Origin of the sequence: Bradyrhizobium sp. NC92, from assembly GCF_025200865.1 — a bacterium.
Classification (GTDB): Bacteria; Pseudomonadota; Alphaproteobacteria; order Rhizobiales; family Xanthobacteraceae; genus Bradyrhizobium.
In genome coordinates, this window is the sequence record NZ_CP104171.1 from 6,380,088 (window position 1) to 6,391,565 (window position 11,478).

Genomic DNA, 11,478 nt, shown 5'->3' on the forward strand with positions numbered 1-11,478 from the left:
GCCGTATCTTTCCCGGCATAAATCCCTTGGGAAAAGCGGCTTTCGCCGGTTGCCCTCGCGGCGCACCGCGGCCATTGTCCAGCCGCATGAGGCGCCTCGCGCGACTCGCCCGGATAGCGACATTGCCTTCCATGGTATTGTCCCGGCAGGGGGATTCGCGCCTGCCAACAGAGATGCGTGCTTATGAAAATCACCCGCCTGCGACTTCACGGCTTCAAGTCCTTCGTTGAGCCCACGGACTTCGTCATCGAGCCCGGCCTGACCGGCGTGGTCGGCCCCAACGGCTGCGGCAAGTCCAATCTCGTCGAAGCGCTGCGCTGGGCGATGGGCGAGACCTCCTACAAGTCGCTGCGCGCCGCCGACATGGACGCGGTGATCTTCGCCGGCTCCGGCAACCGTCCGGCGCGCAACCACGCCGAAGTGACGATGACGATCGACAATGCCGATCGCACCGCGCCGGCGGCGATGAACGACAGCCAGATCCTGGAAATCTCCCGTCGCATCGAGCGCGAGGCCGGCTCGGTCTACCGCATCAACGGCCGCGACGTGCGCGCCCGCGACGTGCAGATTCTGTTTGCGGACGCCGCCACCGGCGCGCGCTCGCCCGCCCTCGTCCACCAGGGCAAGATCGGCGAGATCATCCAGGCCAAGCCCGAGCAGCGCCGCCGTGTGCTGGAAGACGCCGCCGGCGTCGCCGGCCTGCATGCCCGCCGTCACGAGGCCGAGCTGCGGCTGAAGGCCGCCGAAACCAACCTCACTCGCGTCGAGGATGTGATCGGCCAGCTCTCCGGCCAGATGGAAGGCCTGAAGAAGCAGGCCCGCCAGGCCGTGCGCTATCGCGAGGTCGCGGCCAAGGTCCGCAAGGCCGAGGCCACGCTGTTCCATCTGCGCTGGATCGGCGCCCATGCGGACGTCAACGAATCCGGCCAGACCCACGACCTCGCCGTGCGCGAGATGGCCGAGCGCACCCAGCACCAGGCCGAGGCCGCCCGCATCCAGGCGATCCGCGCCGCCGAAATGCCGGCGCTGCGCGAGGCCGAAGCGCGCGCCGCCGCCGGCCTGCAGCGCCTGACCAATGCCCGCGAGCAGCTCGACCGTGAGGAAGAGCGCGCCAAGGAGCGCGTCGCCGAGCTCGAGCGCCGCCTCGCCCAGTTCGAGGGCGACATTTCCCGTGCTCAGCAACAAACCATGGACGCCGACGTCGCGCTGCAGCGGCTCGACGCGGAAGATGCGGAGCTGAAGGAAGAGATCAAGTCGCGCGTCGAGAAACGCTCCGGCGTCGACGAGCGCGTCGCCGAAGCCGAGGCGGTGCTGACCGAGACCGAGCAGCGCTTCGCCGAGCTCACCACCGCGCTCGCCGACCTCACTGCCAAGCGCAACCAGCTCGAAGCCAACGTCCGCACCCACCGCGACAAGCTCGCCCGTCTCGACCAGGAGATCGCCAACGTCACCGCGGAAGAGCAGAAGCTTGCCGCCGAGACCGGCGGCTTCGGCGATCTCGACGAGCTGACCGCGACGGTCGAGACCGCGGAGCAGACGCTGGCCGCGTCCGAAGCTGCGGCGCAGGCGAGCGAAGCTGCGCATGTCGCGGCACGCCAGACGCTGGAATCATCGCGCTCGCCGCTGCTCGAAGCGGACAAGCGCGTGCAGCGGCTCGAGACCGAGGCGCGCACGATCTCCAAGATCGTCAACGGCGAGACCAAGAATCTGTGGCCGCCGATCATCGACGGCATCACCGTCGACAAGGGCTTTGAAAAAGCGATCGGCGCTGCGCTCGGCGACGATCTCGATGCGCCGATCGACCCGTCGGCGCCGATGCGCTGGACCAATGTCGGACACACCGAGGGCGATCCGGAGCTGCCCGAAGGCGCCGTTCCGCTCTCCAACCATGTGCAGGCGCCGGCCGAGCTGGCGCGCCGCCTGGCGCAGATCGGCGTCGTCCCGCGCGAGCGCGGTGCCGAGCTGGTGTCGCAGCTCAAGACCGGCCAGCGGCTGGTCTCGCCCGAGGGCGACGTCTGGCGCTGGGACGGCTTCGTCGCCGCCGCGCATGCGCCGACCGGCGCGGCACGGCGCCTTGCCGAGCGCGCCCGCCTCGTCGACATCGAGAACGAGCTGGAGCAGGCCCGCATCGACGCGCAGATCAAGCGCCAGGCGCTGGAGAACGCCGAGTCCGAGCTGCAGATGGCAGCCAGCACCGAAGGCGCCAGCCGCGAAGCCTGGCGCGCCGCGCAGCGCGAGCTGAACGTCGCGCGCGAGCGCCGTGCCAATGCCGAACGCGAGATCAGCCGCCATGCCGCGCGCAAGGCGACGCTGTCGGAAGCGCACAGCCGTCTCGCCGCCGACCGCGCCGAAGCCGAGGCCGCATACGAATATGCCGAGGCCGGCATCGGCGAGCTGCCGTCGAGCGAAGACACCGAGACCCAGCTCGCCGCGGTCCGCAGCGACATCGAAGGCCGCCGCCGCATGGCCGCCCAGGTTCGCGCCGAGGCGCAGGCGCTGGCACGCGAAGCCGAGCTCGCCGACCGCCGCGTGCAGGCGATCCTCGCCGAACGCACCGAGTGGCAGAACCGCAAGGAGAGCGCGGCCTCCCACATCGACACCATCCAGGCCCGTATCGCCGAGCTCACCATCGAGCGCAGCGAGCTCGAGAACGCCCCCGCCGTGTTCGCCGAGAAGCGCAGCGCGCTGATCACCGAGATCGAATACGCCGAGAACGACCGCCGCATGGCCGCCGACGCGCTCGCCACCGCGGAAACCGCAATGGCCGAGACCGACCGTGTCGCCAAGCTGACGCTGGAGGCCTTGTCGAGTGCCCGCGAGGCCACCGCCCGCGCCGAGGAGCGCATGGAAGGCGCCCGCCGCCGGCTGGAGGACATCGAGCGCGAGATCCGCGACATGCTCGAGGTCGAGCCGCAGGCCGTCGCCGGCCTTGCCGAGATCGAGCCCGGCGCCGAGCTGCCGCCGCTGCACGAGATCGAGGAAGACCTCGAAAAGATGCGCCGCGACCGCGAGCGGCTCGGTGCCGTCAACCTGCGCGCCGAGGAAGAGCTGCGCGAGGTCGAGACCCAGCACACCGGCCTCGTCACCGAGCGCGACGACCTGGTCGAAGCCATCAAGCGGCTGCGCCAGGGCATCCAGAGCCTCAACAAGGAAGCCCGCGAGCGGCTCCTGACCTCGTTCGACGTCGTCAACAACCACTTCAAGCGCCTGTTCGTCGAGCTGTTCGGCGGCGGCGAGGCCGCGCTGCACTTGATCGAGAGCGACGACCCGCTGGAAGCCGGCCTCGAAATCATCGCCAAGCCGCCGGGCAAGAAGCCGCAGACGCTGTCGCTGCTGTCGGGCGGCGAGCAGGCGCTGACCGCGATGGCGCTGATCTTCGCGGTGTTCTTGACCAACCCTTCGCCGATCTGCGTGCTGGACGAAGTCGACGCGCCGCTCGACGACCACAACGTCGAACGCTACTGCAACCTGCTGCACGAGATGACCGGCTCGACCGACACCCGCTTCATCATCATCACGCACAACCCGATCACGATGGCGCGGATGAATCGCCTGTTCGGCGTCACCATGGCCGAGCGCGGCGTCTCGCAGTTGGTGTCGGTGAGCCTCGCCGAGGCCGTGGACATTCTCGACCAGAACGTGGCGTGAGCTTACGCTCGCGCCACACCCATTGACGTCATCATCCGCCTTGTGCGCAAATTGCGCACTGGAGCGGACTGATCCAGTACGCCTTCTCGGTTGACGGCACTGTCTCGGAGTACTGGATGCCCCGCCTGCGCTGGGCATGACCGCGGATGATGATCGCCCCCACCCTCCCCGTTGAACTGAAGGCCGCCCTTGACACCAAGCTCCAGGGCTTCTCCCGCACCGACGCGGCACAGCGCTCGCAAAAAATCTCGACCGCCTATCGCGCCGGCGGCGGCTCCGGCACGATCAAGTCCGAAGCCGATGCGCTCGCTTATGCGCTGGCGCGCATGCCTGCGACCTACGCGGCGGTGGCGGCCAGCCTCAATGCGCTCACTGAGATCGCGCCTGATCTCGCCCCCGAGACATTGCTCGACGTCGGCGCCGGCCCGGGCACCGCCAGCTGGGCGGCCGCGGAAGCCTTTCCGTCGCTGCAGGATTTCACGCTGCTCGACGCCAATGCCACGCTGAGCCGGCTCGCGCTCGAACTCGCACGCGACAGCACGCGCCTCGCGGACTGCCGCTATCTGCCCGGCGATGCCAGCGGCAATCTCGCTGAAGTCTCGCAAGCCGATCTCGTCATCGCCAGCTACGTCATCAATGAGCTCGGCGAGGCCGAACAGCGCAAGCTCGCGGAAGCGATGTGGGCCAAAGCGCGCCACGCGCTGGTGGTGATCGAGCCCGGCACGCCGGCCGGCTATGCGCGCATCCTTGCGCTGCGCCAGCAGTTGATCGCGGCTGGCGCCTTCGTCGCCGCGCCATGCCCGCACGAAAGGCCCTGCCCGCTCATCGCCCCCGACTGGTGCCATTTCAGCCAGCGCCTGCCGCGGTCGCAGGCGCACCGCCAGATCAAGGGCGCCGAGGTGCCGTTCGAGGACGAGCGCTTCATCTACGTCGCACTGACCCGCACCCCGCCCGCGAGCCGCGCCGCGCGCGTGCTGGCGCCGCCGGACATCGGCAAGGCCGAGATAATGGCCAAGCTCTGCACGGAGGAAGGTGTCGCACCAACGAAAGTGCCGCGGCGCGACAAGGCGGCCTATGCAAGTGCTAGGCGTTGGCGCTGGGGCGACGCCGTCCTGTCCGAAAGTTAACCCCGTTTGCCGCTTTTCCCTTGAACTCGGGTGGCTCCCCACTCGACCAAGTCCTACCTCCCGTCTGCGCCGGGCTCTCGCTTCGCGTCAATTTGGTCTACCCTAGCGCCCGCCTTCTTCCCTCTTCAGGAGTTCTTCATGTCGACCGGCTGGATCGTTCTCGGCGTCATCGTCGTCCTCGTGCTGTTCGCCTTCAGCGCCTACAACCGCCTGGTGGCGCTGAGCCAGCGCGTCGGCCAGGCCTTTGCCGACATAGACGTGCAGCTCAAGCAGCGCCACGACCTGGTCCCAAACCTGGTCGAGACCGTGAAGGGCTATGCCTCGCATGAGCGCGGCACGCTCGACGACGTCATCAAGGCGCGCAACTCGGCGATGTCGGCGCAGGGCCCGGCGCAGGTGTCCGCGGCCGAAACCCAGCTCTCCGGTGCGCTCGGCCGGCTGATCGCGCTGTCGGAGGCCTATCCGGACCTCAAGGCCAACGCCAATTTCCAGCAGCTCGCATCCGAGCTCTCCGATCTCGAGAACAAGATCGCAGCCAGCCGCCGCTTCTTCAACAACGCGGTCCAGGAATACAACACCGGCATCCAGCAGATGCCCGCAGCTCTGTTCGCCGGCATGTTCGGCTTTACCAGGAAGGACTTCTTCGATCTCGGCGCCAGCCGCACCGAGGTCGAGGCGGCGCCGCAGGTGAAGTTCTGATTTGAGCCGATAGGCCGGCAGGGCATCGCGTCATGGCCGCGTATGGTCTCTACACGCACATCGCCTCGAACAAGTTTCGTTCGATGCTGCTGCTCGCCGGTCTCTTCGCGCTGGTCTACGTGCTGGTCTATGCCGGCGCGCTGGTGGCCGAGGTCGTCATCAACGGCAACGGCACGGTCGCCTATTATCTGACCCGGGCATTCTCCGACCTGCTGAAGGCCGCGCCCTTCGCGACCGTTGCGGCGATCGCCTGGGTCGCGATCGCCTATTTCTTCCACCAGTCGATGATCGACGCCGTGACCGGCGGCCACGCCGTCACCCGGCAGGAGGAGCCGCGGCTCTATAATCTGCTGGAAAACCTCTGCATCTCGCGCGGCATCACCATGCCGAAGCTGAAGATCATGGAGAGCCCGGCGCTGAACGCGTTCGCCACCGGTCTCAATCCGCGGCAATATTCCATCACGGTGACCACGGGTCTCCTCGATGCGCTCAACGACAAGGAGATCGAAGCGGTGCTGGGCCACGAGCTGACCCACATCAAGAACGGCGACGTGCAGCTCATGGTGGTCGCCGTCATCATCGCCGGCGTGGTCGGCTTCTTCGGCGAATTGTTCTTCCGTCTGTTCACGAATCTGAACTGGAGCTCCGGCTCCGGCGGCTCCTGGTCCTCGGGCTCCTCCTCGTCCTCGCGGTCGTCCTCGTCCTCGAGCGACAGCAAGAGCTCCGGGGGCGGTGCGATCATCGTCATCATCATCGCCATCGTGCTGATCGTGCTGGCCTGGCTGCTGTCGCAGGTGGTGAAGCTCGCGCTGTCGCGGTCACGCGAATATCTCGCCGACGCCGGCTCGGTCGAGCTGACCAAAGATCCGGATGCCATGATCTCGGCGCTGCGCAAGATCGAGAATCGCGGCGAGCTGCCAGGCGCGACCTCGGCGGTGATGGAGCTCTGCGTCGACAATCCGCGCGAGGGCTTTGCCGATCTGTTCGCGACCCACCCTTCCGTGCAGTCCCGGGTCGACGCCCTGGTCAAGTTCGCCGGCGGCCATGACCCCGGTCCGCTGCCGGACCCCACCGAAGAGACGGAACAGCCCGAGACCGAACCGGCCGAGGCGCAGGACGGTCCGCCGCCGCTCTCGCACGGGCCGTGGGGCGATGGCGCCGCTCCCGCCAATCCGCCGCCCGTTCCCGCGCCCAGCCCCTCTGGAGCCCCGGCAGCCAATCCGATGGGACCGTGGGGCCGTCACTGATGACGTGATTTGCCGCTTCATGCGGCAGGTTTCCCGGCAATCGGGAATATCCTCGGGAATTGCCGTGACTGGAACGCAAGGAATTGAATTCTCCCTTGTTTCTGCCATGTTCGCGCCCAACAGCAGACTCGGGACGTCTTTTCGGACATCGATTTGGGGCCCGGCCGATTGCGACCTCGCGATCGGGGGCGCGCGTTAGGGGACAGCAATGGCAAAGCCGGCAGTGGTTGTGGTGGGCGCGGACAAGGGCGGGGTCGGCAAGACCACGGTATCGCGCACCCTGCTCGATTATTTCTCGGCCAACAACGTGCCGACGCGGGCGTTCGACACGGAGTCGCCGCGCGGAACCCTGAGGCGCTTCCACCCCGACATCACCGAGATCGTCGACATGACGACGACGGCCGACCAGATGAAGATCTTCGACACGCTCAACGCTGTCAGCCCTTCGGTCACCGTCATCGACGTCCGCGCCGGCCTGCTCTCGCCGGCGCTGGCTTCGCTGCGCGACATCGGCTTCCTCGACGCCGCCAAGGCGGGCCAGATCACCTTCGCCGTGTTCCACATCCTCGGACCCTCGATCGCCTCGCTGGAGGAAATCGCGGAGACCGCGGGCTTCATGTCCGGCGCGAAATATTTCCTGGTGAAGAACTTCATCAACGACACCCAGTTCTTCCAATGGGACCAGGCAACCTACAATTCCTACTTCCACCGCATCAAGGACGCGACCGAGCTGACCATCCCCAAGCTCAACGAAATGGCCTATGAGCAGGTCGAGGTGTCTTCCGTGCCGTTCCTGAAATTCGTCGCCAACAAGGGCATCAACGACGAGGCCGCGAACTATTCGTTCGTGCTGCGCGGCTATGTCCGGCACTGGCTAGCCAACGTCTGGAGCGAGTTCGACCGCATCCGCCTGACCGACATCGTTGGTTCGAAATCCGTCACCCGCAACAGCGAAAAATAGTTGCGGACCCCGGGCGGATACGGCTGGATTGGGCGGTGAGTTGGCCCAGATAATAGCTGTCGATGCCCGCAACGCCCGTCTACATCATCTGCTCGCCTCGCCCGCAGGTCGGCAAGACCTTGCTGGCGCGGCTGCTGACAGAATTCCTGCTGCTCAAGAACGGCAACGTCGCGGCCTTCGACGTCAATCTGAAGGAGCCGTCGCTGCTCGATTACCTGCCGAAGGTGACCGAGACCGCCGACGTGATCGACACTTACGGCAAGATGCAGCTGATGGACCGCGTCATCGTCGATGACGGTGTTGCCAAGGTCATCGACCTCGGCTTCCACGCCTTCGACGAGTTCTTCAAGATGACCGACGAGATCGGCCTGTTGAAGGAGGCGGCGCGCCGGCATGTGGCACCACAGATCCTGTTCGTCGCCGACACCGACCGTGTCTCGGCCCGCGCCCACGAGACGTTGCGCGGGCAGATCCCGCGGATGAACCTGGTCACGGTGGACAACGAATATGTCGTTCGCGGCGAGCTGCCGCCGGCGATGGGAGGTGGCCGGCTGTTCCGCCTGCCGGCGCTGCCGGGTTTCCTGAAGACGTATATCGACCGGCTGAATTTCTCCTTCACCGGCTATCTGCGGCAGGAGAAGGACTCTTCCACCGAGCTGCATCAGTGGATCCGGCGCAACTACCTCGCCTTCCGCGAGCTCGAGCTCAGCCTGATCCTGCAACGGTCCTGATTTATTTTACCCGGGCAATATTGACCGACGGCCCGGCGGCTTGTATGACCTCGCGTGACACCCTTCCTCGCGAGACCAAGCCCATGAGCATCGACCGAAAGGCCGCGATTGCCGCCTACAAGGAGCGCAAGACCGCCGTCGGCATCTACGTCGTCCGCTGCGTGGCGACAGGCGAAGCCTGGGTCGGGCAGGCGTTTGATCTCGAGAAGGTCGCCAACCGGATCTGGTTCACGCTGCGCCAGGGCGGGCATCCCTGCCGCGCCCTTCAAGCGGCGTGGAACGCGCATGGCGCCACTGGCCTGACATTCGCCGAGTGCGAGCGGCTGGACGAGGAGGAAACGAGCTACATCCGCGATGCGCTCCTGAAGGACCGCATGCTGCATTGGCGGTCGGACCTCAACGCCGAAGCGATCTAGTCGGCCACGTTCACTACCAGCCGCGCACCCTATCGGCGCTTTTCGCGGGCCGTGTCGATCGCCTGACATTTTCTTTGGCGCACCGATGATTTTGGCCCGCCTGCGCTGTCCTGATCCATAGGCGCGCCGGGATGATCCCGGTGGCCCGGACAGGGGGTAATCCATGGGATCGTTGCAAGGTAAAAATGTCGTCGTCGTAGGAGGCAGCCGCGGCGTCGGCCGCGCAATCGCGGAAGCCGCCCTCGGCGAGGGAGCGACCGTCCTCGCCGTCGCCCGCGAAGCAGCAGCCCTGACTCAATTGGCGAACGAGACGCCGAGGTTGAGAACCCTTGCGGCCGACGCGACGCAGGATACAGCGCCGGGTCAGGTTTTCGCTGCGCTGGCGCCGGACGTCCTGGTGATCTGCGCGGGCTCACTTGCCCCCAGCGCGCCGATACAGGACCTGACCTGGGAGGCCTTCTCCGCCAACTGGGAAACCGACGTCAAGGCGTCGTTCCTCTTTTGCAAGGCGGCGCTGCGAGGTCCGCTCAAGCCGGGAACACGGATCGTCCAGATTTCCAGTGGCGCGGCCTTCAGCGGCGGACCGCCATTTGCCGGCGGTTATGCGGGAGCAAAGCGCGCGCAGATCTTCCTGGCCGGTCATTGCCAGAAGGAGTCGGATCGGCTCGGACTGGGCCTGCGCTTCATGGACCTGGCCCCCATGCGTATCATGCCCGGCACCCGCGTGGGCAAGGGCGGCGTCGACGGCTATGCCGCCTATCTGGGCATCCAGCCCGCGGACGTTCTCGCGGGCATGACCGACATGCAAACGCCGGCCGATGTGGGAAGGGCGGTGGTTGCCCTCGCCACCGGTAAATCGGAAGGCAGTTCCTTCATGGTGAGCGGGAGCGGACTTGCGCCGGCGGCCTGAGGCACACAGAATGCAGGTTAAATTCAGCACTGCAGGCCCGACATGACAGGCTCTCCTGGCCCTTTCGAGCCATTGGGCCAGCCAGGCCAGCCGTTCCTCGATCGACTGGCTTTCGAGCATTTCACGGCGGCCCACCGTCGCGAGATCAAGCTCCACTGCTACCGCATGATGGGCTCGCTGCACGAGGCGGACGACCTCGTACAGGAGACCTTTCTGCGGGCGTGGCGCGCGCGGTCGGAGTTCGACGGGCGAGGCTCGGTTCGCGGCTGGTTCTACACGATCGCCACCAACAGCTGCCTCAACGCCCTCAAGGCGAGGACCAGGGCGCATCGCTTTCTCCAGCAGCCCGGACGGCCTCCCTCGCAGGGGCCGGCCACCGGCGGGCCCGCAGCCGAGCTTGCCTGGCTGGACCCTTACCCGGATGCGGAGCTTCCCGCCGTCGCCGACGACACGCCCGGTCCGGAAGCACGGTACGAGACCCGCGAAGCCGTGCAGCTCGCCTTCGTCGCGGCCATCCAGGATCTGCCGCCCAGGCAGCGGGCCGCGCTGCTGCTTTCCGACGTCCTGGGATGGTCGGCTGTCGAAACGGCGCGATTGTTGGGCGGCTCGACGGCCTCGATCAACAGCGCATTGCAGCGGGCTCGCGCAACCCTCGCGGCGCGATATCCCGAGGGACGTCCCCGCCGTCGATCGCAGACCAGCCGAGAGGAGGGACTGCTGCTCGAGCGCTACATGCAGACCTGGCAGGCCGCCAATCTCGACGGCTTCATAGAACTCTTGCGGGAGGACGCCACCTTTAGCATGCCGCCATGGCGGGAGTGGTATCAGGGGCGCGCGGCCATTCGGGCTTTCTTCGAGACCATCTGGACCAGGTTTGCCGGCTTCCGAGCGGTCGCCATCGGCGCCAACTGCCAGCCGGCTGTCGGTGTCTACGCGCGCACCCATCAAGATCCGGCATGGCGCGCCCATTCGCTGCATGTCATCGAGCCTGCGGACGGCGGGATCGCCTCGCTGACGGTCTATCTGGGGCCGCTCGGGCCCGAGCTGTTTCCGGCCTTCGGCTTGCCGCCGCCCTAGCCAGGTCTGCGCTTGCCGCAGGCTCTCGCCGTAGCGGCGAGCACGCTCAATGCCCCTCGAACGTCATCAGCGTGCGCACCGGGACGTCCATCGCACGCAGCTTGGCGGCGCCGCCGAGCTCGGGCAGGTCGATGATGAAGCAGGCGGCGACGACGTTGGCGCCGATCTGGCGCAGCAGCTTCACCGCGCCTTCCGCGGTGCCGCCGGTGGCGATGAGGTCGTCGACCAGGATGACGCGCTCGCCGGGCTGAATCGCGTCGACATGCATCTCCATCTCGTCGATGCCGTATTCGAGCGAGTAGGCGATGCGCACCGTGGTATGCGGCAGCTTGCCCTTCTTGCGGATCGGCACGAAGCCGGCCGAGAGCTGGTGCGCCACCGCGCCGCCGATGATGAAGCCGCGCGCCTCCATGCCGGCGACCTTGTCGATCTTGTTGCCGGCCCAGGGATTGACGAGCTCGTCCACGGCGCGGCGGAACGCGCGCGCATCCGCGAGCAGGGTGGTGATGTCGCGGAACATGATCCCGGGCTTGGGATAGTCCGGGATGGTGCGGACGCTCGCCTTCAGATCGTGGTCAAAGGTCATGGTTATCTCACTCTGGCTTTTCCACCGTCATTGCGAGCGAAGCGAAGCAATCCAGATCTTCTCCGCGGCAAGAGCC

The 11,478-nt window shown here is 66.8% G+C and carries 10 protein-coding genes; 9 read left to right on the forward strand and 1 reads right to left on the reverse strand.

Annotation, left to right across the window (positions count from 1 at the left end; translation table 11 throughout):
* Nucleotides 1-183: 183 nt before the first annotated feature.
* The 9 genes from smc to N2602_RS30075 all read left to right on the forward strand — a co-directional run bounded on the left by smc (nt 184) and on the right by N2602_RS30075 (nt 10,816).
* Nucleotides 184-3,648, forward strand: a complete 3,465-nt coding sequence (gene smc / locus N2602_RS30035; RefSeq protein ID WP_260380326.1) for a chromosome segregation protein SMC — start codon at nt 184-186, stop codon at nt 3,646-3,648.
* A gap of 146 nt (nt 3,649-3,794) precedes the next feature.
* Nucleotides 3,795-4,775, forward strand: coding sequence for a small ribosomal subunit Rsm22 family protein (locus N2602_RS30040; RefSeq protein WP_260380327.1), 981 nt, complete (start codon nt 3,795-3,797; stop codon nt 4,773-4,775).
* Nucleotides 4,776-4,913: 138 nt separating this feature from the next.
* The gene (locus N2602_RS30045; RefSeq protein WP_212259065.1) at nt 4,914-5,474 is read left to right on the forward strand and encodes a LemA family protein; all 561 of its coding nucleotides are present in this window, start codon (nt 4,914-4,916) and stop codon (nt 5,472-5,474) included.
* A 32-nt stretch (nt 5,475-5,506) separates the two neighbouring features.
* A complete protein-coding gene (locus N2602_RS30050) occupies nt 5,507-6,721 on the forward strand; it encodes a M48 family metallopeptidase (RefSeq protein ID WP_260380328.1) in 1,215 nt (404 codons plus the stop codon).
* Nucleotides 6,722-6,929: 208 nt separating this feature from the next.
* On the forward strand, nt 6,930-7,682 hold the full coding sequence (locus tag N2602_RS30055) for a hypothetical protein (protein WP_172785921.1): 753 nt from the start codon (nt 6,930-6,932) through the stop codon (nt 7,680-7,682).
* A 62-nt stretch (nt 7,683-7,744) separates the two neighbouring features.
* Nucleotides 7,745-8,413: a hypothetical protein gene (locus tag N2602_RS30060; protein ID WP_172785966.1), complete on the forward strand. Its 669-nt coding sequence runs from the start codon at nt 7,745-7,747 to the stop codon at nt 8,411-8,413.
* A gap of 83 nt (nt 8,414-8,496) precedes the next feature.
* Nucleotides 8,497-8,829, forward strand: coding sequence for a GIY-YIG nuclease family protein (locus tag N2602_RS30065; RefSeq protein WP_212259063.1), 333 nt, complete (start codon nt 8,497-8,499; stop codon nt 8,827-8,829).
* A gap of 163 nt (nt 8,830-8,992) precedes the next feature.
* Nucleotides 8,993-9,739, forward strand: coding sequence for an SDR family oxidoreductase (locus N2602_RS30070; RefSeq protein WP_260380329.1), 747 nt, complete (start codon nt 8,993-8,995; stop codon nt 9,737-9,739).
* Nucleotides 9,740-9,781: 42 nt separating this feature from the next.
* Nucleotides 9,782-10,816 (forward strand): RNA polymerase subunit sigma-70, encoded by a 1,035-nt coding sequence (locus tag N2602_RS30075; RefSeq protein ID WP_260380330.1) that lies wholly within the window; start codon nt 9,782-9,784, stop codon nt 10,814-10,816.
* A 46-nt stretch (nt 10,817-10,862) separates the two neighbouring features.
* On the opposite strand, the gene N2602_RS30080 is transcribed toward N2602_RS30075, so the two are convergent.
* Nucleotides 10,863-11,402, reverse strand: a complete 540-nt coding sequence (locus N2602_RS30080) for an adenine phosphoribosyltransferase (RefSeq protein ID WP_011085277.1) — start codon at nt 11,400-11,402, stop codon at nt 10,863-10,865.
* Nucleotides 11,403-11,478 lie beyond the last annotated feature (76 nt).